At 48.3% G+C, this 24,538-nt stretch carries 20 protein-coding genes; 6 read left to right on the plus strand and 14 right to left on the minus strand.

The annotated features are described in order from the left end of the window. Positions 1 to 117: 117 nt before the first annotated feature. A complete protein-coding gene (locus tag AB432_RS29040) occupies positions 118 to 810 on the plus strand; it encodes a response regulator transcription factor (RefSeq protein ID WP_048035257.1) in 693 nt (230 codons plus the stop codon). Continuing rightward, positions 788 to 2,941 (plus strand): sensor histidine kinase, encoded by a 2,154-nt coding sequence (locus AB432_RS29045; RefSeq protein ID WP_048035258.1) that lies wholly within the window; start codon positions 788 to 790, stop codon positions 2,939 to 2,941. The genes AB432_RS29040 and AB432_RS29045 overlap by 23 nt, the downstream gene beginning before the upstream one ends. Before the next feature lie 65 nt (positions 2,942 to 3,006). Here the strand turns inward: AB432_RS29045 and AB432_RS29050 are convergent, their stop codons facing one another. From AB432_RS29050 to AB432_RS29085, 8 genes are all read right to left on the minus strand, one after another. Continuing rightward, positions 3,007 to 3,270, minus strand: a complete 264-nt coding sequence (locus AB432_RS29050) for an HPr family phosphocarrier protein (protein WP_048035997.1) — start codon at positions 3,268 to 3,270, stop codon at positions 3,007 to 3,009. Positions 3,271 to 3,339: 69 nt separating this feature from the next. After that, positions 3,340 to 4,179: a Cof-type HAD-IIB family hydrolase gene (locus AB432_RS29055; protein WP_048035259.1), complete on the minus strand. Its 840-nt coding sequence runs from the start codon at positions 4,177 to 4,179 to the stop codon at positions 3,340 to 3,342. Between the two features lie 13 nt (positions 4,180 to 4,192). Continuing rightward, on the minus strand, positions 4,193 to 5,515 hold the full coding sequence (locus AB432_RS29060; protein WP_048035260.1) for a 6-phospho-beta-glucosidase: 1,323 nt from the start codon (positions 5,513 to 5,515) through the stop codon (positions 4,193 to 4,195). Next, on the minus strand, positions 5,512 to 5,838 hold the full coding sequence (locus AB432_RS29065; protein ID WP_048035261.1) for a PTS sugar transporter subunit IIA: 327 nt from the start codon (positions 5,836 to 5,838) through the stop codon (positions 5,512 to 5,514). The genes AB432_RS29060 and AB432_RS29065 overlap by 4 nt, the downstream gene beginning before the upstream one ends. Before the next feature lie 12 nt (positions 5,839 to 5,850). After that, positions 5,851 to 6,597: a chitin disaccharide deacetylase gene (gene chbG / locus AB432_RS29070; RefSeq protein WP_048035262.1), complete on the minus strand. Its 747-nt coding sequence runs from the start codon at positions 6,595 to 6,597 to the stop codon at positions 5,851 to 5,853. Positions 6,598 to 6,618: 21 nt separating this feature from the next. Next, positions 6,619 to 7,968 carry a PTS cellobiose transporter subunit IIC gene (gene celB, locus AB432_RS29075; protein WP_113732297.1) on the minus strand — a complete coding sequence of 450 codons (1,350 nt, stop codon included), beginning with the start codon at positions 7,966 to 7,968 and terminating at the stop codon, positions 6,619 to 6,621. Between the two features lie 7 nt (positions 7,969 to 7,975). Continuing rightward, a complete protein-coding gene (locus tag AB432_RS29080; protein ID WP_015893830.1) occupies positions 7,976 to 8,278 on the minus strand; it encodes a PTS sugar transporter subunit IIB in 303 nt (100 codons plus the stop codon). 208 nt (positions 8,279 to 8,486) lie between these two features. After that, on the minus strand, positions 8,487 to 11,165 hold the full coding sequence (locus AB432_RS29085) for a sigma-54-dependent transcriptional regulator (RefSeq protein WP_048035264.1): 2,679 nt from the start codon (positions 11,163 to 11,165) through the stop codon (positions 8,487 to 8,489). A 197-nt stretch (positions 11,166 to 11,362) separates the two neighbouring features. Between AB432_RS29085 and AB432_RS29090 the strand changes: the two genes are divergently transcribed. The 4 genes from AB432_RS29090 (at position 11,363) to lplT (ending at position 16,812) form a co-directional block, all read left to right on the plus strand. Then, positions 11,363 to 12,742 (plus strand): sensor histidine kinase, encoded by a 1,380-nt coding sequence (locus AB432_RS29090; RefSeq protein WP_048035265.1) that lies wholly within the window; start codon positions 11,363 to 11,365, stop codon positions 12,740 to 12,742. A 19-nt stretch (positions 12,743 to 12,761) separates the two neighbouring features. Beyond that, positions 12,762 to 13,400, plus strand: coding sequence for a response regulator (locus AB432_RS29095; protein ID WP_007724579.1), 639 nt, complete (start codon positions 12,762 to 12,764; stop codon positions 13,398 to 13,400). A gap of 111 nt (positions 13,401 to 13,511) precedes the next feature. Then, complete coding sequence (locus AB432_RS29100) at positions 13,512 to 15,620, plus strand: AMP-binding protein (RefSeq protein WP_048035266.1); 2,109 nt, start codon at positions 13,512 to 13,514, stop codon at positions 15,618 to 15,620. 1 nt (position 15,621) lies between these two features. Beyond that, positions 15,622 to 16,812, plus strand: a complete 1,191-nt coding sequence (gene lplT, locus AB432_RS29105) for a lysophospholipid transporter LplT (protein ID WP_048035267.1) — start codon at positions 15,622 to 15,624, stop codon at positions 16,810 to 16,812. A 70-nt stretch (positions 16,813 to 16,882) separates the two neighbouring features. Here the strand turns inward: lplT and AB432_RS29110 are convergent, their stop codons facing one another. From AB432_RS29110 to AB432_RS29135, 6 genes are all read right to left on the minus strand, one after another. Then, complete coding sequence (locus AB432_RS29110) at positions 16,883 to 18,826, minus strand: bifunctional metallophosphatase/5'-nucleotidase (protein ID WP_419178490.1); 1,944 nt, start codon at positions 18,824 to 18,826, stop codon at positions 16,883 to 16,885. Between the two features lie 199 nt (positions 18,827 to 19,025). Further along, positions 19,026 to 20,801, minus strand: coding sequence for a DNA helicase RecQ (gene recQ, locus AB432_RS29115; protein ID WP_048035269.1), 1,776 nt, complete (start codon positions 20,799 to 20,801; stop codon positions 19,026 to 19,028). Positions 20,802 to 21,086: 285 nt separating this feature from the next. Further along, entirely contained in the window at positions 21,087 to 21,632 is a 546-nt protein-coding gene (locus tag AB432_RS29120; RefSeq protein WP_048035270.1) for a VanZ family protein, read from the minus strand. Next, positions 21,625 to 22,518, minus strand: a complete 894-nt coding sequence (locus AB432_RS29125; protein ID WP_048035271.1) for a D-alanyl-D-alanine carboxypeptidase family protein — start codon at positions 22,516 to 22,518, stop codon at positions 21,625 to 21,627. Before AB432_RS29125 ends, AB432_RS29120 begins: the two co-directional genes overlap by 8 nt. Positions 22,519 to 22,632: 114 nt before the next feature. Continuing rightward, positions 22,633 to 23,742: a sensor histidine kinase gene (locus AB432_RS29130; protein ID WP_048035272.1), complete on the minus strand. Its 1,110-nt coding sequence runs from the start codon at positions 23,740 to 23,742 to the stop codon at positions 22,633 to 22,635. Beyond that, complete coding sequence (locus tag AB432_RS29135; RefSeq protein WP_217366319.1) at positions 23,732 to 24,421, minus strand: response regulator transcription factor; 690 nt, start codon at positions 24,419 to 24,421, stop codon at positions 23,732 to 23,734. Before AB432_RS29135 ends, AB432_RS29130 begins: the two co-directional genes overlap by 11 nt. Positions 24,422 to 24,538 lie beyond the last annotated feature (117 nt).

Here is a 24,538-nt window from a genome sequence, read left to right on the forward strand (position 1 = left end):
CAGCTAGCATTTCCTGAACGCGGTTTATTAAGAAATTTGTAAGACATTTCATTACTGTTTTGTTAGAGCTGGGCGTTAAGATAGTACCATGAATGCATTCATAAGGTGGGACGAATCATGACCAAATATCAAGTCCTCGTAGTCGACGACGAGGCTGAAATCCGCGACGCAATCGAAATCTATCTCAAAAATGAATCCATGACCGTATTCAAGGCTAGCAATGGACTGGAAGCGTTGGAAGTACTGGAGAATGAAGAGATCCAACTCATCCTGATGGACATCATGATGCCCAAAATGGACGGGATGACCGCCACCTTTCAAATTCGCCAGAAAAAAAACATCCCGATCATCATGCTCTCTGCCAAATCAGAGGATACCGATAAAATCCTCGGGCTCAACATCGGTGCTGATGACTACGTGACGAAGCCTTTTAATCCCTTGGAGTTGATCGCCAGGGTCAAATCTCAGTTAAGACGTTTTACCAATCTGGGAAGCGCTCAAATGACAGAGGATGAGATTCAGGTACGCGGCTTGACCTTGAACAAAAGCACAAAAAATGTAGCGATTGACGGTAACGAGGTCAGGCTGACAGCTACCGAATATAAAATCCTGGAGCTGTTGATGGAAAACAAGGGCCGCGTTTTTTCAATCGAGGAAATTTATGAACGGGTCTGGAAAGAGCCTTATATGAACGCGGAAAACACGGTGGCTGTCCACGTGAGACGCATTCGGGAAAAAATAGAGATCAACCCGAAGGAACCTAAATACTTGAAGGTGGTATGGGGAATTGGATACAAAATCGAAAAATAAACGCTTTGCGGTGCCCGTGCTCATTGTTATGATCGTGAGTATTTCGCTCGCTCTCCTGACCATGGCCGATCTGTACCATAAGCGAGAGAATCTCCAAGAGGATAATTACTTTCAAAGCTCAGGCTTCAATCGTGAATTAGAGACATTTGCCGAGCTGGTGAAAAACGTTCATGTAGATTATGCAAGCTACACTCCAGGAAAGCTCGACGAGAAGACAGCGAATCAGCTCAAAAAAGAGCATGAGGAGACCCTCCGGTCGATGAAAGAAAATAACAAGCTGTCCGATATGATAGAAGAAGCAAAAAGAGATGGTGACAATGAGAGAGTCGCCAAGTTAACCGAAGAGCTTTCACAAAACTTACAAGAAGACATCAATAACGCAACGTCTCAATATCAAGACCAGGTGAACAACAGAATCGCCGAAAGAGATGCCGAGTACGAGGAACGAAAAAACAGCCTCACCCTTCGAAGTGGCTCCTTCAAATACTATGTCACCGATAAAAAGAACAACAAAGTTTACACCAATCTCCCACAAGAACCTACAGATTGGGAACTGGCCCGATATGCGCGCCATACAATCAACCTCCCAAATACGAACGGGGATTTAGAAAGCATCAATCGCACTTATCAACTGAATCAACTAAGTGGCATCTTTTATGTCCCAAAAGAACCAGACGGATATAGTCAGGTCCACACAGATGCACTTTACTACGATTCCATTCGGGAGCGACTGATTGGCGAGTTTGTCCTGCTCGGGGGCACTTTGCTCATCCTTGCACTCTGCTACTGGTATTTTCCAGTCAGCAAAGCGTTGGAAGTACCGATTGTAGCAAAAAGCATGGCACTGTTCCGCTTTATCCCGTTGGATATTCGGATGGCACTGTCGTTCGTACTTGGCATTACGTATTTCATTATGATCGCAAACATGCGCTTTTTCTTCTTGCCAATTGATGGTGATCATTTCTTCACCCTTGCGTTCGTTTCGTTGTTTACTGCTTACCTGCTTCTACAATTCATGGAGGCATGGCTTATGTACAACCAACCTGAGAGATTTACGCAGCAGTGGCAAAAGAGTATCCTCGCCAGACAACGTGTCCTTCTGCAAGAAAGCTACACCAATCGTGGCATGTTCTTCAAAGTATCCACGTTGTTCATCCTGACTGTCGTGTTCGGAATGAGTATCGGTTTCGGATTCGTCGGGCTCATCGAAGGAGCTGGCGGCTTACTGTTTTTCAGCTTTTTGTATGGCATGTTTTACATGATCGTGGTTTTCCCATACTCGCTTAGACGCTTGGGACTGATGAACCGCATCATGCAAGGTGCCTCCGAAATGGCTGGAGGCAATCTGAACACTACGATCCAGAAGGTAAAAAAAGGGAAGCTGTCTGATCTCGCGCACTCTCTCAATAACATCACAAAGGGTCTCAAGCACGCGATGGAAGAGCAGATGAAAAGCGAGCGTATGAAATCTGAATTGATCACCAATGTTTCCCATGATTTGAAAACACCGCTGACGTCGATTATCAACTATGTTACCCTGCTCAAACAAGAAAACTTGACACCTGAGGAACGCAAGAGCTACGTCGATGTCTTGGATCGCAAGGCAGATCGACTGCGCGTTCTCATCGATGACCTGTTTGACGCAGCCAAAATGTCCAGCGGTGCGGTGGAACTGAATATCGAGCAAGTGAATGTAGCCTCCCTGCTCAACCAATCCATTGCAGAATTCAGTGACAAAATCGAGCAATCGACGCTCACTTTCCGCGTAACGACGGAGCAGCCAAAGATCGTCGCTCCTCTGGATGGCAAGAAAACGTGGCGTGTATTCGAGAATCTGATTGGCAACGCCCTGAAGTATTCCATGCCGAATACACGCGTCCTGATTCATTTGGCAGAGACACAGGATGAGGTCATCCTGACGTTCAAAAATGTCTCCGCCTACGAAATCGACTTTGATGCACAGGAACTGTTTGAACGGTTCAAGCGCGCCGATCAATCCCGTCATACCGAAGGCTCCGGCCTCGGCTTGGCTATCGCAAAAAGCATCGTAGAATTGCAAGGTGGCAGGCTGTCGATCGATATTGATGGCGATTACTTCAAAGTCATCGTTGTATTCCGCAAACACGCTTAAAGATCACATAGAAAAGCCAGTGCCCGATCGTCAGGCGCTGGCTTTATTACGTGGTTTTCACCCTGTTAGATGGCAAAGTTCCTTTCAAATAGGGACTCAATACTGGCAGCCACCTCTTGCTCATCGGCCCCCTCCACCTCAAACATAATTTCATCTCCGGTCTTTACCCCCAGAGCCATTACACTGAGGATGCTTTTGCCATTAGCCTGCTTGTCATTGTAGATCATCTTGACCGACGAGCTGTATTGATTGAGCAGGTTCACCAAGACAGAAGCAGGGCGAGCATGGAGACCTCCACTCACGGCTACTTCCAGATTCATTCGGATCAATTTCACGCCTCCCTTCCTGTCTGAATGCTTATCATGCAAGTTCAAAAAGTCGTCTTTTTGACCAACCTCTTACAGAAAAAACTTCTCAATGACCTCTGCCACCCCATGCCGATCGTTCGTTTCCGTGACATGCCGAGCTAGCTGTTTCAGATCGTCAGGAGCATTGCCCATCGCCACACCCATTCCGGCGAATTGGAGCATCTCTGCATCATTGTAATTGTCGCCTACAGCAACGATCTCGTCAGGCTGAATCGCAAGTCTCTCACTCACTACCGCAAGACCGCTTGCCTTGGAGATACCCACAGGCAATATTTCCAAATTATTTGCGCCCGAAGCCGTCACGCGAATCCCCGAAAGCTCGGCTTTCTCCAGCTCTTGTCTTGCTGCCAACAGGCGCTTCTCGTCGCCCGTGACGAATATTTTCGGAGCACACACTTCATGTTTTCGAACGTATCCCGCTATCAACCGCGAAGCCTGGATTCTGATCGGGTATTGATTTTTCCAGAGCTGGCGCAGTGTCCAGGCATTCAACAACGGAAACAAGTCCGTCCATTTCCACGTGCGATTCGTGACAGCATAAGACTCATGCAGCAGCATGACATCCAAGCCATGCGATACAAGTATATCTGTAATCCTCGCCGCGATCTCATACGGAATACGCTGTACATACAGCACTTGATCCGTCTTGGGATCTGCAACGTATGCGCCATCATGGGAAACAAGTGGTGCGCTGATCTGGAACTGCTGTGCCAACGATTTGGCCGATGGGTATGCCCTGCCGGTTGCCAGTGTGACGTGGACACCTTGCTTCACTAACTGGCTAATGGCCTGCTCTGTTACTTTGGATAAGGTATGATTCGACATCAAAATCGTTCCGTCCACATCCAAGGCGAGGAGTTTGTATTTCACACGAGTACCATCCTTATGTGACGGGCTTGAAAAACTGGGGCAGATGCTCCTTGTGCGCCTCCAGCATCTCATCGAGTATTTTTTTGGCGATCACGTCAGACGATACCAGCGGGTTAATATTCATCGCCAGTAGCGCTTTATGGTAATCACCCGTTACAGCCGCCTCGGCTGCCACTCGCTCAAACGATTTGATTTGCTGTACGAGTCCACGCACGGGAACAGGCAAATCACCAACAGCCAAAGGAATCGGTCCTTCTCTTGTAATGACGCAGTTCACTTCGACTGCCGAATCATCCGGAATGCTGGCAATCGCTCCATTGTTGCGAACATTTACCGTCTGAATATCGCGCTTGTCGTTGTAAATGGAGTAAATCAGATTGCAGGCAGCCTCACTGTAATAGGCCCCGCCACGCTTCTCCAACTGCGGAGGCTTGATATCTAAGTCTGGGTCTTCATAGAGTGCAAATAGCTCTGCTTCCACCTGCTTGACCACTTCAGCTCGCGTACCCTTCTGCTCCGCTTCTTCCAGCTCATGCTCCAGCATCGTGCTGGTCTGGTAGTAGTAACGATGATACGGGCAAGGGAGAATCCCCAATGCTTTGCTGAAATCTTTATCCCAACCAAGGTCCAAAATGTTTTGCATCGTAATACCCGATTGGTCGCCCGTTATCTTATCGATTACCTGGGAAATGACGTTTTCCCCATCCAGGTACACACCCAGTCCGAAGATCATATGATTCAATCCGGCAAAATCAATATGAACCCGTGACTGCTCGACGCCCAAAACAGTAGCAACACCCATTTTCATCCCGATAGGTACATTACACAGTCCAATAACCTTTTTGCGGTTGGTATATCGTAGCACTGCCTCTGTGACCATACCCGCCGGATTCGTGAAGTTAATCAGCCAAGCATCCGGACATAGCTCTTCCATGTCACGACAAATGTCCATAATGACCGGAATGGTACGCAAGCCTTTGAACAATCCGCCGGGACCATTGGTTTCCTGACCGATTACTCCGTATTTCAAAGGAATACGCTCATCCTTGATCCGCGCATCCAACAGACCCACGCGCATTTGCGTCGTAACAAAATCTGCGCCCGCAAGTGCTTTTCGCCGATCCATCGTCAAATGGATCTCGATAGGCACCCCTGCTTTCTCTACCATCCTTTTTGCCAGGGCGCCTACTGTTTGCAGCTTTTTCTCGCCCTCCGGAATATCCACCAGCCACAACTCTCGGACGGGCAACTCATCGTAGCGCTTGATAAAGCCTTCCACCAGCTCAGGTGTATAGCTAGACCCTCCACCGATCGTTACAATTTTGATTCCGCTCATACTCCTGCCTCCTTGCCTTCATGGATTTGGCTGTAAAGCTCTACAAACTCCGTAGCCAAATCCTTGACTGTTATCGCGTTCATCAAATGATCCTGGGCGTGAATCAAGAGCATGCTGATCTCAGTCTTTTCGCCTGCTATCTCCTTTTGGATAAGTGCCGTTTGATTTTGGTGTGCACGACCGAGCTCTTCTCCTGCACGCTTCAACGCATCCTCTGCACCTGACATGTCTCTATTTTTAGCCAGAGCGATCGCTTCCATTGCCAGACTCCGCGCGTTTCCTCCGTGAAGTATTAGTTGAAAAATAACGTCTGTATGGTCCATATCTATCTCCACCTATCCAAGTTCGCTAAAAGTCACGAGCTGTATTTTTTGATCACGAATGTATTGCTTTAACTCTGCTGCCGTTAAAATTTTCAATTCTGTGGTTCGTTGCTTTGCGTACGAACTGCCTGTCAGTACCGCTTCGTCCAAATAAGCAGGGTGCGTCATGATCTCAACTACAGGATAATCTGCCATATCCTCTACGATCCTGACGAAGGATTGTACGGTTAGGTCATCTCCATAAAAATGATGAGAAAAGCCTTCTGTCGTCAAAACACTCGACTGGTCTCGCTGCTCCTGTGTCCCCGACATCCACGGATAGCGAACTGGCACTCTATATTCCTCTGCCAGCTTCAGAACAATCGGCAAAACGGCTGGATGTGCATGTACATGGTGGTGGCTGTCGATATGGGTCAGCTTGAGCCCCGACGCCACGAATCTCTCCAATTGCGTCCGCAGCTCCCGCTCGATCTCCTCCGGTGCAGCAGAAACCAAATGATCTTGCCCGCGCCGAAAACGCCCCTCTCCGTCCGTTAGCGATGGTACATCCTGACTAACTGGCGTTCCGCATGTGAGTACCAGATGAATGCCCACTCCGAGCGTTGGATGTTCTTTGGCCAGTCCTACAGCGTGCTCGAACCCCTCCATATTGACCATCAAGGTCGCAGAAGTAACGACTCCTTCCCGATGTGCTTCGACGATGCCCAGATTGACGCCTTTGGAATACCCAAAATCGTCTGCATTCACAATCAGTTTCATAGATAGCCTCTCCTCTAGCGATTACATAGTCACAGCTGTATTGGAAGCAGTACCAGCTTTTTCTTCACTGACCTTTTGTTTATCCCACAAGCGGAAGAACGGATAGTAGATCGCAAGCGAGATGATGAAGTTCACCGCTTGAAGAACCATCCCCGATACTTTTCCGCCTGTAGCCAAATATCCGCTCACAAATAATGGTGTCGTCCACGGAACAGATACCCCGCTTGGCTTTGCTACCCATCCGAGTGACATCGCAAAATAGCTGATAATAACCAATATGACAGGGGTAATCACAAACGGAATAATCAAGAGCGGGTTCATGACGATCGGCATTCCGAAGATGACCGGTTCATTGATGTTAAACAAACCAGGTCCGAGCGAGAGTCTACCGATGTTTTTCATCTGTTTGCTTCGCGCCATGAATACCATCAGGACAACGAGAGCCAAAGTGGCACCTGATCCCCCTGCATATATCCACATGTCAAAAAATTGCGTGGTGACGACGTTCGGCAATTCACCGTTCGGATTTGCCTGAAACGCTGCTCTGTTCTGGTCCATCAGTGTCAGCCAGATGGGACTCATAATGCCACCGACTATCGCGGCACCATGCAAACCAACAGCCCAGAGTATATGAATAAGCAACACGCAGATGATGGCGCCAATCAAGCTGCTGCCAACCACACTCAATGGTCCGACAAGCAGATCTTTTACAATATTATGAATACTCTCGAAAGAAGTGTTTTCCAGCAGAATCCGAATCAGCCAGACAACGATAAGCACAGCACCCGCAGGGATCAATGCCACAAAAGAGCGGGAAACAGCAGGGGGAACGCCGGGTGGCATGGAGATGACGATTTTCATTTGGATGATTTTGCGATAAATCTCGGTTCCTAATATCGCCAATATCATGGCAACGAACAATCCCTGACTACCCATCAATGTAACGGGAATGACTCCGCCTACCTCTTGGGCTGCACTCGCTCCCTCAGGGGTGAACATTACTTTATACGGAGTCGCGAGCAAGAAGGAAGCAACAGAAATCGCTCCAGCCGACAGCGGATCGACCTTGTATTTCTCTGCTAGTCGGTAGGCGACGCCAAAACTGACAATCAATCCCATGACGTCAAAAGTAGCGCCTACCGGATACAGCAGCTTCGTCCGCCATTTTTCGCCGAAAATACCGCCCATGAATTCATCATAACCAGGTATAGGTATGAAGCCAATGATGAGGAACAGTGAACCAATGATCAACAAAGGCAAAGTAAGGATAATTCCGTCACGAATGGCCTGCAGATGCTTTTGTTCCGCCATTTTCCCTGCTATCGGCATCATGCGGTTTTCCATAAATGAAACAAATCCGCCCATACGCATCCCCCTCCTACTGTTTTAGACGAAGTGCAAACTCAAGCACGTTTTTCCCGTTCAACGTTCCGTAATCGACCGTGCTGATTACGTCTACAGGAATTCCTCTGGATGCCCCTTCTTTTTTCATCTCTGTCAGCTTGTAACGTACTTGTGGCCCCAACAAGAGCACTGCTGCTTGATCAATATGATTTTTTACTTCATCTGCGGAAACTGCCCATATTTTAGCGTCCAACCCTTTTTCTCTGGCAGCCTCCTCCATTTTTTGAACCAGCAAGCTTGTCGACATACCCGCTGCGCAACACAATAAAATATTCATGGATTGTACCCCCTCCTCTCGACGAGTGATGCCTTACTGTAAGAGCAAGTTACGTGCCAAAACACCAAAAAATGTATGCGCTTACCGAAAGAACCGCATGGTTAGGCATATTTCGCGACCTCGTTGCCTGTCATTCTCATTAGTGTTTTTATGTAAGCGCTGTAGTGTTTGATTTTGAATATGGAAAAGGCAAAAAATAAAACACTGGTTACGCCAGTGTTTTATTGTGTATAAAGAAATTCATGATAAAGCAAACATCGTCTTCACTGATCACTACCTCATACTTGTCTTCCAGCGGCAATAATTCATGGCGGATTAAGCTGTACAGCTTGCGGTTCTCCAGCAAAAAACTGTCTTTTTGAATATACGCCACGGATTGCGTCCCTGCTTTCAAGCGATCTACCAGGCAGCAAATGTGCAAGTAAGCCCCAATTCGCGTGTCAAAAACCAAAGTATTGTTCAGTCGCTCCTCCATACGGCCGACACACATCCTCACGTCAGCGAGAATATCTTGTCCGTCTACCATTTGCAGATGCTCCCCCAGCGAATCTTGCATCTTCAGGTACGCCTCTTCCAGATCAATCACTTTCTGGATATCAGACATCGCCTCGCCGTTCAAAACATCGTCCATGCTATGGTGGCACAACTCGCGGTCGAGAATGTAATTGCTCACCACAAAGAGAATTTTTCTCTCCTCCTTGATTTTCCGAAGCTGACTGCGGGCTTGTGCCTTATCGATCAGTTGCAGCGGCACAAATTCCAGCAGGTTATCATCGTACCTGAGCCTTGATTCCAGCAGCTTTTTCAAAAACAAGGCACTTCCTTCCCCAGACAGGCAGGCTGCTACGATCGTCAGCGCCGGAACATGCTTTTGCACCTGCTCTTTCGGCTGCTCCTCCCGCTGATAGAGCGACATGCCCACGACATCTCGGTAAACATCCTCCAGCGAATGACCGAGCATGGCCTTTCGAGTGGCTTCAATCACATGCGGCGTACTGACCATCGGAATGACCTTGACCGGAATGCCCATCTCCCGCTCGATGATCTCGCCAAAGCCGAGCAAGGACCCCATATCAACGAGCAACAGCAATCCAGCCTTGCTCCCGATCTCTCTGGCTACTTTCAGTGCTTTTTCCAAAACACTCATGGAATCTTCTTCAAGCGGCAGATCGATGGCTCTGGCATATTGTGTGACCAGCAATCGGTTCGTCACATCGACCATCGCTGTCGCGCCGCCGCTGCCGTGCGTAATCACGAGCACCCCGATTGTTTCCCGCTCTTCCTCCATGCTGACATCGTCGAGCACGAAAAACATGGTCAAATATCCAGCCTCACCAATTGGCAGATCCATGAGTATCGCTTCTTCTATCATGCGAACGCACTCTAGCGCCACAGCAAACTCTTTCTTGTATTTGATTCGCACATGGTTGATTTGCGGATTTACAATCTGCTTGCCTTGTGCGAGGCGCTCTTTCGACGTCTGAATATGCAGCGCGAGACCAAAAATCACCTTCTGGCTCAAAATCTTCTCCAGCTTGGCCTCTGCGAAGCGAACGATCTCTTCCACGAGGTGTATGATGAACGGGTCGATAATCCGAGCCATGTCGCCCTTATTCACTCGTTGATGGACACCCTTGATAAAGGTCGTAAAATAATTCTCGATGTCAAACTCCAATTCTTCCTCACTCACACCGAGGTTTTGCAGTTCATATATTTTTTGCTCGATTTTTTCATAGACGCTGTCCGTCGTATCTCCTGTTTCTCGCCCGATCCAGATGCCCTCTTTTGATGGCTGCACGACAAAGCAATTGTGCTCCGTCCCAATGATTTCATCTAGCTCCTGCTTGTAATCCTTCACTAAAAGCAGCCCTTGCTTGACATGATGTGGCAGGTCCTGAACCGACACATGTAGCTGATTCTTTTTTAATGAAATGAATTCGGCATAGGCGCTGGCGCAGGTGAGCTGAATATCCGTTTTTAACTGTCCAATGTTATTCGGGCAGTGATAGCACAAAAATGCCTGCACAGCATTGGCCGATATCTGAATCTCTCTCCCCAACCGAAAAGCCTCTTCTTGAAAAATCTCCATCGTAATACTAAAACGTTCTTCCAAGCCACGCTCAACCAAAGAGGGCAGCTTGATGACCATGGGAATTCGCCTCATGAATGTTTTCAAGAGACTCGACTCCGGATTTTCTGTCGTGGCCATGACAATCTGGACGTGAGCCGTCCGCTCCATCTCTGTTTCCCCTACGCGGCGGAATATCCCCTTATCCATAAAGGTAAAAAAGATTTCCTGTCCTTCCGCAGGCAGCCGATGCACTTCATCGAGAAATAGAATGCCACCGTCTGCCTTTTCCACGAGTCCTTTGCGGTCCATCTCCGCTCCGGTGTACGCCCCTTTTTTGACCCCGAACAATTGACTGAATAAGAGCTGCGGGTTGTTGGCATAATCGGCACAGTTAAAAATCACGAAAGGAGCATGCTTATCCAGGCGTCCAATATCAACGGCAAACTCATGAATCATCCCAGCAAACCACGACTTGCCTACACCCGTTTCCCCCAAAATCAAACAATGCATTCCTCGCGGCGGATACAAAACGGCCGCCTTTGCCTGCTCAATACGCGTGATCAGGCTCTTGTTGGTTTTCGCCAGCCTGTCCAGCGACGTCTCCGCCAAATAGAGCGAATCGTTTCCTTGCTTGGCAAAAAACAGCGTCGGACGCCCTTCTTCCTTCTCGATTCGGCCTTCCTTCCACAACCGGTTCAAATCGCTACTCACATTCGCTCGACTCAAACCAAGCCGCTCAGCCAACTCTGAAGCGCTTACTTTTTTATCAGGACCAGCGTCTACTAACGTCTGGAATATGAAATCTAATCGCTTCACTCTATCACCCACCGTTGAATAGATAGAAAGTCACGAAATGCACAACCAATCCTTTTCATTTCCACGAATATTTGGAAAAACCTGCTTGCTGCTTTTTCGCCCTTTCCCCGTTTTGTCCCGTTGATTTATTTTTCCGTCTCCTTTCCCTGGTGTACGATATAATAGATAAATAATGATTGACAGGAGATAGCAAATCCATGATGGTTTTCATCTTGTTTACCATATGGGCATTAGGTCTGTTCGTGTTGTTCACAGACCCGAAACGAACGTCGATCCGCTGGGCTTGTGCGACTGCCTTTGTTGGGGCTGGGGGCTTTATCTCAGGCGTGATTGACGAGACGATCATGCCCCATTTTGCAGATTACCTGGCCGCAAAGCCCGGGACCACGAACACCCTGATATTGGTGAGCCGCGTCTCTTCTTTTGTTTGCCAAGTAGGTTTGCCCTACACGTTTCTCATGTTTGCCGTACACTCAGCTGAATTTTTGTCTCGCAGAGTAAAGCTGACGATACAATACGCTGCTCTCATCCTGCCGCTTGGGATGCTTTGGATTACACCCGTTTATCCCGAGCTGCTTTTTAACTACTGGATTATGGTGGCATGGGTGATTCCGTTTTTTCTGTTCTCCTGTACGCTGCTTGTCGTGCAGTACATGCGAGAAAAAGATCCGCTCGTGAAAAAAAACAGCTTTTTCACGAACGTAATCATCATCGTTCCGTTATTTTTCGTCTTTATTTTCATCTATATCATGCGTATCCAGAACGATTACGAGGCTTGGCGCTACAACATAGGCGTGGTCACGATCCAGTTTATCCTGATCGTTGCTATCAGTTTGAAATACGGCTTCCTTGGCGTCCGTCTCCGCGTAGAAAAAAGACGTCTGGACAGTACCTTGCGCGCCTTGACTTCCGGTGCGCAAATCATTAACCATACGATCAAAAATGAAGCAGGCAAAATCTCGCTATATGCCGACCGTATCGAGACATATGCAGATGAAACCAACCAGCCGTCGCTAAAAGAAGACGCGCTTGTCCTGATGCAATCCTCGCAACATATGCTGGACATGATGAATCGGATTCAAAACCAGTTGCGGGACGTCGAGCTGCGCGAAGAACCATGTGACCCCGGCCAAATTATCGGGCAAGTCACACAAAATTTGACGCCCTACACCCTGAAACAACAGGTAGAAGTCGTTAGTGAATTAGACGAAACCCTCCGCTTATATGGCGATGGCGTACAACTGCGCGAAGTCATCACCAACTTGTGCATGAATGCGCTGGAAGCCATGAAGTCGGGCGGCAAGCTCCATCTTCAATTATTTTTGTCCTACAAGCATCTCATCATCACTGTCGCGGACACAGGCACAGGCATTACCAAAGAGAACCTGCCTCATGTACTCGATCCTTTTTTCTCGACAAAAAGGACAGGACAAAACTTTGGTCTTGGGCTCTCCTACTGCTACAATGTCATGCAAAAGCATCAGGGCCAACTTGAAATCTACAGTGAGCAAGGCAAAGGAACCACCGTTTTCCTGTTCTTCCCGAAAAAGCGCGTCATTATAAACGACTCTGAATAGCGAAAGGACGCTCACAAACATGAATCCAATCAGGGTATTTTTAGTAGAGGATGATCCCGTCTGGCGCAAAGGTCTCATTGACTTCCTGAACAAAGAACCGGATCTCACCGTAGTAGGGGAAGCCGGGTTCAAAGCAGAAGCAATCGAGCGCTTTTTGCCTGCCAAAGCGGATGTCGTCCTGATGGACATTAACTTGACCGAGAACAATCTGGACGGGATCGAGACGGCAATTGAATTCATGGCACTCCAAGCTGACAGTAAAATCATCATGCTCACCTCTCTGACAGACGAGGCAGTGATCGTGGAATCCTTCTCAGCGGGTGCCGTCAATTACATCAGCAAATCGAGCTTCAAGGAAATTCCCGACGCTATCCGTGCTGCTCACAACAGCCAATCTGCCATTCACCCTACGGCAGCTGCGGCACTGCGCAACGAATTTTTGCGTTTGAAAAACGATGAAAATCAAAAGCTGTTATCTCCCGCAGAAAGGGACATCCTACAACTAATCCACCAAGGTCATACGCAAACGCAGATTGAACAATCTCTCCACATCACGAAGCGTACGATCAAAAATCACATCAATCGAATCCTCAAAAAAATGGGCGTCAAAACAAGCAAGGAAGCGGCCGCAAAAGCCAGCCAAAAAAAGCTATTCTAGGTCTTATTACCAGGTACCAATGAATGTTGGTACTTTTTTTACATGCTCCACTCCTTACAATAAAAGCTATAAGCGAAAAGTAATTACATCATTTGTAAAGGTGTGGTCCACATGGCCCTTATTTATTCTTTCTTAAAAACGATACTGATGCTGTGGTTTCGCCCTCGTGTGCTTGGGCTCTCCAAAATCGACTTGTCGAAGCCATCTCTTATCACTCCCAATCACGTCTCCTTGCTAGATGCGGTACTCCTATCCTTTTGCTTGCCAAAAGAAGCGACCTTTGTCGTTAACACGGAGATCGCCAAGCGGTTTGCGTTTTTCCTCCGCTTCCGCAAGCATATTGCGATCGATCCGCTCAACCCGTACTCCATCCGCCACATGCTCCGCGTCCTTCGCAACGGACAGACGCTGGTAATTTTCCCAGAAGGTCGGATCACGACGACGGGCGGCATTATGAAAATCTACAGCGGTGTCGGCTATCTCGCTCTACGAACTGGTGTAACGGTTTACCCGATCATCATTAAAGGCCTGGAACGCTCGATCTTCTCGTATTTGAAAGGAAAGCTGAAGCTCTCCTGGTTCCCGGATGTGACCATGACAGTAGGCACTCCGTTCACCATCGAGCGCGATCAGAACCTGTCGATGCGCGAACAAAAAGCCACGGCCAATGATCGTATCCTGCGTATTCTCCAAGAAGGCTTGTTCGAGAGTCGAATGAAGCAAAACGTGAATCTGTTTGATGAAGTTCTCGAAGCAGCTCGCCTGAATGGTGCAAAAATGGAAATCGCCAAGGACCTGACGTCCGCGATCGACTACAAGACCTTGTTAATCGGCAGCTACTTACTCGGCAACAAATTGCAGCCGATGCTCTTGGGAAAACCGGTTGTCGGTGTATTCCTTCCCAATTCAGTAGGTCATCTCGTAACGTTGCTATCGTTGTTTCGCATCGGAGCCACCCCAGCCATCCTGAACTTTTCGCTCGGCATTCGTTCCTTGCTGGATTGCTGTGAGACTGCCCAGATCGATACGATCCTGACGTCGCGTGTATTCATTGAAAAAGGGAAGCTGGAGCACATCATCGCAGGTCTTTCACCGAGCATGAACATTATCTACCTCGAGGATTTGAAAGCATCCGCGACTGCTTTTGACAAAGTGTCCGCACTCTTTTCTTATTTGAGGAAGAAAAAAGCTTCAGCGTCTAACAACGAGCTGATACTCTTCACCTCTGGCAGTGAGAGCAAGCCAAAAGGTGTCATCCTGACGCATACGAACCTGTACGCGAATATTCAACAAGTGACTAGTGTGATTGACATTACGAGTCGCGACAAGTTTTTCAATGCCCTGCCTATGTTCCACAGCTTCGGCCTCACTGCGGGAACGCTTTTACCGGTAGTGAAAGGCATCCCGGTTTATCTGTATCCAAGTCCGTTGCATTACAAAGCGATTTCGGAATTGGTCTATGATCAAAACGCAACGATTCTCTTCGGAACCTCGACCTTTATGGCTGGTTACGGACGTATGGCCCACCCTTACAACTTCTACTCCTTGCGCTATGTATTTGCAGGTGCAGAAAAGCTAAAGGACGATGTGCGCAAGTTATGGATGGAAAAGTTCGGTGTACGGATTTTTGAAGGCTATGGGGCAACGGAAACAGCTCCGATCCTGTCGCTCAACACCCCGCTGGCAAACAAACCGGGAACCGTCGGGCGTTTGATGCCAGGAATGTCCGCCAAGCTGGAACCAGTCGAAGGAATCGATGCTGGCGGAGAGCTTTTGGTGAAGGGTCCGAACGTCATGAAGGGTTATATGATTCACGGAAAAGGCTTTGTTCCCGCTGAGGAATGGTACCACACAGGTGACTTGGTTACAGCTGACAAGGACGGCTTTCTCAGCATCCAATCTCGCCTGAAGCGCTTCGCCAAAATCGGTGGCGAGATGGTCTCGCTCAATCTGGTTGAAGAATTGGCTATGCAATGCTTCGGACACTCCGGCTTTGCTGCAATCACAGTGAATGATGCGCGAAAAGGTGAGCGTGTCCTGCTATTTACCACAGATGAATCGGTTTCGCTGAGCCAATTGCGCGCGTATTTGACGGAAAAACAATACTCGCCATTGCTCATACCAGGTACGATGCAAGTCATCAAGGCTCTACCACTTCTCGGCAGCGGCAAAACGGATTACGTCAGTCTGAAACAGCTGGCCGAAACGGGAGGAAAATGATGTGAACATACGATTAAAACCACTACAAGCCCTGTACTTCACTCAATTTCTATCGGCCTTTGCCGACAACATGATTTTGTTTGTCATCGCGAATCTGCTGCGGGAGAACGGTTTTTCTCCCGCGATGCTTGCACTCGTATCGATTTCATTCTTTCTTCCTTACGTTTTTCTCGCTCCACTGGTTGGACCTTTTGCCGACAAGCATGCCAAGTCAATCGTGCTGGTGATTGGCAACCTGATTAAAGCGCTTGGTGTCGTCCTGCTGTTTTTCATTGACCAGTCGAGCATCATGATGTTGATGTTGTGTTACTTCACAGTCGGAGTCGGAGCGGTTGTGTATTCTCCCGCCAAGTACGGAATTTTGCCGGAGCTGACTCGAAATGAAGATGAACTGTTTCATGCGAATGCACGAATCGAAGCTTATACGATCTTTGCCATTTTGACAGGAATCGGTGGTGGTGGAGCCATCGCAAACATGACAGCACCGCTTATCTCGTCAGGAATTTGTCTGCTGATCTATCTGCTGTCGCTTGGGATGACTTTCTTCATTCCGCGCATGAAAGGGAATGCATCGATTCGCTATGGGGCAGAAGCACGACGCTTTTTCATCGACTTCCAGCACTTGATGAATCGCCCGGAAACAAGCTTTGCCCTGATTGGAACCGGAGCATTCTGGATGTCCTCTGCTGTCCTGCGCGTGGCTGTTCTGGCCTGGATTCCCCTCGCGCTGGGGATTAACCCGGAGAGCTTCTCTGTATCGCTGATTCTCGCAACGACATCCATCGGAATTATCGCCGGAGCTTTTCTCGCTCCGAAGCTCATTCCTTTGTCTCATTTCACTCGATCGCTGACATACGGATTCGGAATGTTTCTCATCATCGTGCTATTTCCTTGGACGAATATCACCTTTGTTGCCATCTGTCTGTTGCTTCTCGTCGGGTTCATGGGCGGCGTGTTCATTATCCCGATGAATACTGTCTTGCAGGACGAAGGTAAACGGATGGTCGGTTCAGGAAAAACGATTGCGATTCAAAACTTCATTGAGAATCTGCTGATGGCCGTAGGCTCCGGGATTTACTACCTGATCACCTATATCGGCATTTCCATCTCCGGTGCGATTGTTGGTCAAGGACTGCTGCTGCTCGGGTTCCTGTTGTACTTGGTAAAGTACCGCAGAAGAATCGTTCGTTGACAGGGTAGCGTCATAGAAAAAGAAAAAGCCGTGACTATTAGCGTCACGGCTTTCTTGCGCTCATCTCTGTTTATTTCTTTTGCTGCGTTTTGGTTGGCGGTGTGACCGATTTTTCCGCAGCCTTTCTTGCTTCGTTCAGTTGATGATAAAATTCGCCTTTTGTTTTGAGGGACGTGAACTTCGCTGCATCGACTTTTGCTTTTGCAGACAGCTCGGTGATTTCTTCTTTGGTTACCGCGTCCTTGATGTTGATGGAAGCGATATTGGTGTATTTGCCATCTGCCGTTTTTGGAACGCTCAAAATGCCTGCATTGATCAGCTCTACTACGTCCTTGCGTTCAGGTGCAGTGGTGTCCACACCTGTAATCTTCCAGTTGTTTTGTACTTTTGGCTCGTAAACGCCTTTTTTCACTTCTTTCAGGTACGCAATCGCACGGTTGCGAATTGTTCCACCCGTTTCACCAAACGCACTGTTGTCTTTGGAAGACCAGAGCTGTTCAAACTTGCGTCCTTCCAACGCGCCACCTTTTGCCTGCAAAGCTTCCATCCGGTATGAGTTCATTCCGAGCTTCAAGGTATCTGTAGCCTTGATCGGTGTCTCATCGAGCTTGCGCAGGTTCGTGATGCGGCTGCCGTATGGCTTGGTCAGGTCGATTTCGTATTTCACGCCACCGAAGAAATCGTTGGTACTGTATTTGGAAGCGCGGCGTTTCGGATCAAAGCTAACTGTCACATCACCAGGGCGCGTGGAATTGAAGTAGCCCACAGCCCATTCCATATAGTCCTTCAGGTCTTTTCCGGTTACTTTGTATACGGTAATCTCGCCACCCGCGTATTGGTAGTTGTAGGCGATATCCTTTTTCTTGATCGGACCGACATCCAGCTTGGCTTTGTCGTTGTCGATCTGGTGAGCAACCACGTCTGCTTTGCTGTAGTAGAGCATCACTTCATGGAAAAAGTCAGATAGTGGCGTCTCCTGAATTTGGACCGTCGGGATGCCCTCGATCTCATTTTTCGGTACCAAGTTCATGCCTTTGAGCTCTGCTACAACGATGTTGGCATCTGCACGCGCGAACTCATGGAAAGGCTGGAGCTTGGTCTCCAGCGCTGCATCGGATACCGCTGGTGTGCCATCTGCGCCTTTTACAGGGAGCGCAGTCGCTTCCTTGTCAGTCAACACGACTTTGCCGTCTTTCTTTTCGAAAGTCAGGTCAATGCGAGAGAGATGCGTACCGTATTTGTCCGGCTCTGTGATCAGGACGCCGTTGATCTCTTCCTTTTTCACAAGCTTGTGCATGTGACCTGCAAAAATCGCAGTCAGTTCTGGAACGGCGTTCGCGATATCTGCTACGCCCGTACCCGGAATACCGTTTTCATTCTCGATGCCCATGTGCATGAGACCGATCATGACGTCTACTTTGCCTTCCAACTCTTTTACGGCTTTCTTGGTTTCTTCTACCGGATTTTTGATTACGAGGCCATCCAGATGATCGGTTCCTTTTTCGAAATCGGTAATCATCGGTGTGTTCATCCCAATGACACCGATTTTTACACCGCCACGCTCAATGATCGTGTACGCAGGCAAGAAACGCTCGCCATTTTCTTTGTAAATGTTCCCTGCCAAAACAGAGCCTTTGTATTGGCTGCTGACCTTGTCCAATACATCGAGTCCAAAATTAAATTCATGATTGCCAAAAGCCCATGCGTCATAGTTCATTTCGTTCATTGCGACCATGATTGGAGACTGCGGTTGATCGTTAAAAAGCTCTGCCGAGTTGTCCTGGATCGAATCGCCTGCATCCAGCAACACAGTGTTCGGATTTTCTTTGCGAATCTCTTTAATCATCGTGAACAACTGCGTCATGCTGCCATTTGGATTCGGGCCATCCAGCGCATAATCCCACGGCATGAATCGTCCGTGAATGTCAGATGTACCCAGCAACGTAATTTTGGTAGGTGCTTCTGCGGCCTTTACCGGTGCGGCGATCCCCATCATCGCACTGCCTAGCACCATGGATGTAAGTGCTACACTTAATAAGCCCTTCGCTAGTTTTTTCATGTTTTCCCCTCTGTCTCTCTTAATCTGTCAATGCCCCTCGATGGTCTTGCTCTAATTGTCCTCCTGTTCTATTTTGTATGAAAATTCTGGGTTGCTATCTAACTATAGCAGGCATATGCAAGGAAAAATAGCAAAAAAAGCCGTGACGTACATGTCACGACTTGATCGCTGCATAGTTCTGCAAACACTCCAGAAAGAGTTCTCCGTACTTCTCAAATTTCGCCTCGCCTACTCCTTTGATCTGGAGCATGGCCGCTTTGTCAGTCGGGCAAACACTGCTCATTTCCTTCAAGGTACTGTCTGGGAAAATCACGTACGGCGGTACTTTTTGTCGCGTTGAGATCTCCTTGCGCAAGGCTCGTAGATGCTCGAACAACTCGTCATCCTCTGTCAGTTGCACAGGACGAATCGAGATTTTTTGCACGACTCGCTCTTCGCCCCTCAAAACTGGCAATGCCCGCTCTCCCAGCTTTACGATTGGATATTGGCTCTCCGTTACTTGCAAATAGCCTTCGGCAATGAGGAGCTGGATCAAGTCTGCAATCTCTTTTTCCTTGTATTCCTTCATCAGACCGTACGTAGGCAACTGGTCGAAAGAAAACTGGGTGACCTTTTTGTTCTTGGAGCCTTTGAGTACCTGCGCGACGAGTGCGGCACCGAAGCGCTCTCTCATACGTTTGACGCAGGAGAAAATCTTCTGCGCTTCGAGCGTAATATCGGACAGCTCAGTCTCATCGGTGCAGTTCCCGCAGCGTCCGCACGTGGCAGCATCTGTTTCGCCGAAATATTGCACGATGTTTTGCTGCAAGCAGCGCGGCGTCCGGCAATAGTCGATCATCGCGTAGAGCTTTTTGTACTCCAGCTCCTTGCGCTCGTCCATCACTTGATTCTGCTCGATGAAAAACGTTTGCGTCTGGATATCCTGTGGCTGAAACAGTAGGATACACTCACTTGGCTCTCCATCGCGTCCCGCACGCCCTGCTTCCTGGTAATACGCCTCCAGGTTTTTCGGCATGTTGTAATGAATGACGTAGCGCACATTGGACTTGTCGATGCCCATACCAAATGCATTGGTCGCGATCATCGTCCGGACATCATCGTACAGGAATGCTTCCTGGTTGGCCGCACGCTCCTCCTCCGTCAGTCCTGCATGGTATTTGGTCACAGCAAAGCCACGCTTGTCCAAATCTGCATGCAAGGCGTCCACGTCTTTTCTCGTTGCCGCATAAATAATGCCCGCCTGCTGCTTATTCGCCCGCAAGTACGCCTGGATGAACTCTCGACGGTTCTCCCCTTTGCGTACAGACAAAATGAGATTGTCTCTGCCAAACCCTGTGATAAAAAGGCGCTCGTCCTGTAACTCTAGCTGTCGCTTGATGTCTTCGGTTACCTCCGGTGTCGCTGTGGCGGTCAAGGCCGCGACGAGCGGACGCTGTGGCAAGGATTGAAGAAAACGGGCAATCGCCAAATAGCTCGGCCGGAAATCGTGCCCCCACTGTGAGACGCAATGGGCTTCGTCCACTGCCACAAACGAAATTGGAACATCCTGAATCAGGTTTTGGAACGCTTCGGATTCCAAACGCTCTGGAGCGATATACAACAGCTTGTACTCTCCCCGCGCTGCCATACGCAGTCGATCGCGAACCTCGCTATAATCCAGTGAGCTGTTAATTTGAGTGGCGGGAATGCCCATGCTGACCAGTACGTCTACCTGATCCTTCATCAGCGAGATGAGTGGGGAGATCACGATGGTTACTCCTTCTTGGAGCATCGCTGGGACTTGATAACAGATGGATTTCCCGCCGCCGGTTGGCATAATGCCTACGGTGTCATGTCCGGCTAACAGGCTCGTGATGATTTTCTTCTGGCCTTCTCGAAATGCTTCGTAGCCAAAGTACTTTCGTAGAATCTCTTGCGCTTTATCTAACAAAGAGAATCACCTTCTCTTTCGACGGATTTTCAATGGGTTTCTACTAGTGTAAACATAGGCATTGGGACAAAACAAGGGGGACTTCTTTGGTTGGGTCAACATGGGGGAGGAGAAGAAAAAGCACAGTTCTCTTCGACTCTGACACGCCTGCATGGGGGATTGACTGGGTAGGCGTTGTCAAGGTCTGCGAGCCCTGTGCTTTTTCTTCTCGCCAGCTTTGTTGGTTCATCAATGCATTTTTTATAAATAAATAAAAAAGCACCACGTGGGTGCCTCATAAGTAGCCTAGGAAGAGACGGACAAGATGAATCGTTTTTTCTGTAGAAGCCAAATGAACAAGTATACGATATATCCGATCATCCCGCCTGCTGTATTCAGGAGCAAATCATCGACATCAAACGTTCCGACGTTCATTATGAGTTGTGTCAGTTCCACACCGAGGCTTAGCATTAGAGATAGCTGGATGACTCTGAACAGGGAGCCTGCTTTTTTCGGGAACAAAAGCGGCAGCAGGAAGCCTAACGGCATGAAGGCGATCACGTTGCCTACGAAGTTCACTGCACTGTGCCAGCTTTGGTTATTTCGTATCGCTATGATATAGTTCTCGATTTCATGAAAGGGCACCAAATTACTTCGGTAGCGCAACCGCTCCACAATCACAGACGGATCGCTCCAAATGATTTTCCACTGATCCAATAGCAAGCTGGTATCCAAACTGCCGAATTTAAACAGCAGTACCTTCACGACGAGAAACAAGTAAAGGGCAAACACTGCATAACCAGCAATAGCAAGCAGCTCTGTCGGTCTCTCCACTTTTTGCACGTTATCCATTGTCAAACCCTCTCTCCAGCAGTTTTTTTGTCTCTGTAAAACGAGTGGCATCTTCTTCAGCGCCCATCACGACGGAAATGAGCCGCTTGTCCCCCCGCTTCGCTGTAGCCGTGAAGCAGTATCCCGCAGCATTGGTATAACCCGTTTTGAGCCCATCTAGCCCTGCGACACTCCACTCAGCGTTTTCCCCGTTGAGCATGAGGTTTGTATTGGCGACGTTCTCTTTAGTGGAAGCTAGCTCCACGGATGGCTCGACCGTCAATTTGACAATATCGGGGAAATCGTTGAGCAAGTGGTACGCAAGCATTCCTGCATCGCGAGCTGTCATTTCATTTTGTCCATTTTCAGTATCCAATCCGGTCGCATTCACAAACGAGGATGATCTCAGATTCAGCTCGGCCGCCTTCAAATTCATTTGTTCCGCAAAGGCTGATGTGCTGCCCGCTAAATATTCACCGATTGCTACCGCTGCATTGTTTGCAGAGCCGATCGCCATTGCTTCATACAAGTCTTTTATCGGATAGGCCTCTCCTGCGACAAGATGGACCCGTGATCCCCCAGTCGCAGCCGCATTCTCAGATACGACGATCTCGTCATCCCAATCTACACGCTCTTCCTTAATGGCTTCGAGGAGCATATATTCGGTCAGCATTTTTGACATGCTTGCTACCGGGTAAGGCCTATCCGCATTTTGTGCGTACATGATTTCTCCTGTCTGGCTGTCCAACAGAATCGCTGCTTGTGCATCGACCTTCTCGTATGTTTTTTCCGTTAGCGTAATGGGTCCTTGGAATTTCCAATCTGCTTCTACTGAGTCTGAATCCCGCCAAAGCATCAGTCCGACGAATATGGTCAGCATGAGCACAGCCCATGTTGTTTTCCTCATAAAAAAAGCCCTCCTATATCTGCAAAAACAAAAACGGTAACCTTCATGCAGTCAGGATAGACTTTTCGATTAAAATTAACGGAAACGAAAGGTAAAGAAAAAGTAAAGCTTTTCTCAAATGCTTGAAATTGTACGTGGTAGCCAGACAGTAAAGGTCGTCCATTCGTTTGTGCTTTCGACCGAAATGTTGCCTTGGTGCAGATCGATGATGCTTTTGGCGATAGCGAGACCGAGACCCGAGCCTCCTGTCTCTTTCGAACGTGAGCCCTCCACCCGAAAAAAGCGTTCAAACAGGCTCGGCACATATTCAGCCGGGATCGGCGCTCCGTTATTGGCGACAGAAATCGCGATACCTTCTCCTTTCTGAAAGACGCGAATGACAATTTCCGTACCATCGTGTCCGTATTTCACAGCGTTGGAAATGAGGTTTTCCAGAACGCGAACGAGCTTGTCAGTATCTCCTGCCATTTCGATTTTTTGATCAGGCGTATCTACGATTAAGCGCAGCCCAGCCTCATTCGCCACGAGTCGAAAGCCAACCGATACTTGTTCAACCAGCTCTACCAGGTCAAACTGCGTTCGCTTCAAATACGCCCCGCGATTGCGAACCTTTGTGTACTCAAACAAATCATTGACGAGCACATTCATCTGTTTGGCCTTCTCATAAGCGATATGAGCGTAATGCTTGAGCTTCTCCTCGTCCTTGTTCTTGTTCTGCTCAATCAGTCCAAGGTAGCCAATAATGGAGGTCAACGGCGTTCGCAGGTCATGGGAAACGTTAGTAATCAATTCATCCTTCGATTGTTCCAGCCGCCGCTCCTCCTCCATCGCATCCAAGGCGCTTTTGACCAGAGCATGGATGCTATCGACGACTTGACCCAAGCTGCCGTTCGGACGAATAGAAATCTGGTGATGATAATTGCCTTTCGCAATGAAATGCAGCTCGTTTATGATTTGCTCCATCTGCTTTTGTTCCAGGTACTTGCGGATACGAACGACCGACCATGCCGCAAACATACCGGTTGCCAGCAAAATGATTGGGATTTTAAAGGAGTTGATATCGAAATTGAGCCGCAACTTCCAGATGAACTCTCTGATTTCCGGGATGGTATACAAATAGTTGTTGGCAAAAAAATCAGCCATTTGAAAAACAGCGTAGATGATCATGAGGCCAAGCAGCAAATCGAAAAGGATACGGATAAAATCCTTGGCTCTAAGCTTCAATTTTGTAGCCGACCCCCCAGACCGTCTGTATCACCTTTTCGCCATTTGTCGCCTTCTCAAGCTTTTCCCGCAGGTTACTGATGTGAACCATCACCGTCTTGTAGGAAACGAAATTCTCCATTTTCCAGCAACGGTCAAAAATTTCTTCTGAGCTGAATACTCGATTCGGATGACTTGCCAGTAGATGCAGGACGGAAAATTCCAATGCTGTCAGCTTGATCGGGGTGCCTTCTTTTGTCTGAACGAAGTGGCTTTGCTTGTCGATGATCAATGGGCCCGCCTCAATCACATGATCCTGTTTGCTTGCCTGCGTGTAGTTCGACCGTCGCAGGAGAGACTTGACCCGCGCAATCACTTCCAGCGGATTAAACGGCTTCGCCACGTAATCGTCTGCACCCGTCATCAAGCCCAAAATTTTGTCCATATCATTCGTTTTGGCACTCGCCATAAGAATGGGGATGGTCGAGTTTTTTCGTATTCGCTTGGTAACTTCCAGCCCATCCAGATTGGGCATCATGACATCCAGAATAACGAGATCAATGGGCTTCTGCTCCAGCCTCTCCATCGCTTCCAGACCGTCAAATGCCTTTTCGATCTCATACCCTTCGTTGCTCAAATATATCGCCATTAGCTCTACAATCTCTTTGTCGTCATCTACAATCAAAATCCTCACGGACAAACACCTCCGACCTCGTTCATGGTAGATATAGATAGCATCACTATAACAAGAATTGTTAAAGAAAAGGTAAAGCAAGTGATTGTTCTCTAACATTATCGCCATTCTGTTCACGAGACC

It is taken from the genome of Brevibacillus brevis (assembly GCF_001039275.2).
In the GTDB taxonomy this organism is placed as follows: Bacteria; Bacillota; Bacilli; order Brevibacillales; family Brevibacillaceae; genus Brevibacillus; species Brevibacillus brevis_C.

Bases quoted from the DNA above. Each gene is read 5' to 3' on its own strand.
- AB432_RS29040 (WP_048035257.1), top strand. From the start codon at position 118: ATGACCAAATATCAAGTCCTCGTAGTCGACGACGAGGCTGAAATCCGC.
- AB432_RS29060 (WP_048035260.1), bottom strand. From the start codon at position 5,515: ATGAGCGGAATCAAAATTGTAACGATCGGTGGAGGGTCTAGCTATACA.
- AB432_RS29065 (WP_048035261.1), bottom strand. From the start codon at position 5,838: ATGGACCATACAGACGTTATTTTTCAACTAATACTTCACGGAGGAAAC.
- chbG (WP_048035262.1), bottom strand. From the start codon at position 6,597: ATGAAACTGATTGTGAATGCAGACGATTTTGGGTATTCCAAAGGCGTC.
- celB (WP_113732297.1), bottom strand. From the start codon at position 7,968: ATGCGTATGGGCGGATTTGTTTCATTTATGGAAAACCGCATGATGCCG.
- AB432_RS29080 (WP_015893830.1), bottom strand. From the start codon at position 8,278: ATGAATATTTTATTGTGTTGCGCAGCGGGTATGTCGACAAGCTTGCTG.
- AB432_RS29090 (WP_048035265.1), top strand. From the start codon at position 11,363: ATGATGGTTTTCATCTTGTTTACCATATGGGCATTAGGTCTGTTCGTG.
- AB432_RS29095 (WP_007724579.1), top strand. From the start codon at position 12,762: ATGAATCCAATCAGGGTATTTTTAGTAGAGGATGATCCCGTCTGGCGC.
- AB432_RS29100 (WP_048035266.1), top strand. From the start codon at position 13,512: ATGGCCCTTATTTATTCTTTCTTAAAAACGATACTGATGCTGTGGTTT.
- AB432_RS29110 (WP_419178490.1), bottom strand. From the start codon at position 18,826: ATGGTGCTAGGCAGTGCGATGATGGGGATCGCCGCACCGGTAAAGGCC.
- AB432_RS29120 (WP_048035270.1), bottom strand. From the start codon at position 21,632: ATGGATAACGTGCAAAAAGTGGAGAGACCGACAGAGCTGCTTGCTATT.
- AB432_RS29125 (WP_048035271.1), bottom strand. From the start codon at position 22,518: ATGAGGAAAACAACATGGGCTGTGCTCATGCTGACCATATTCGTCGGA.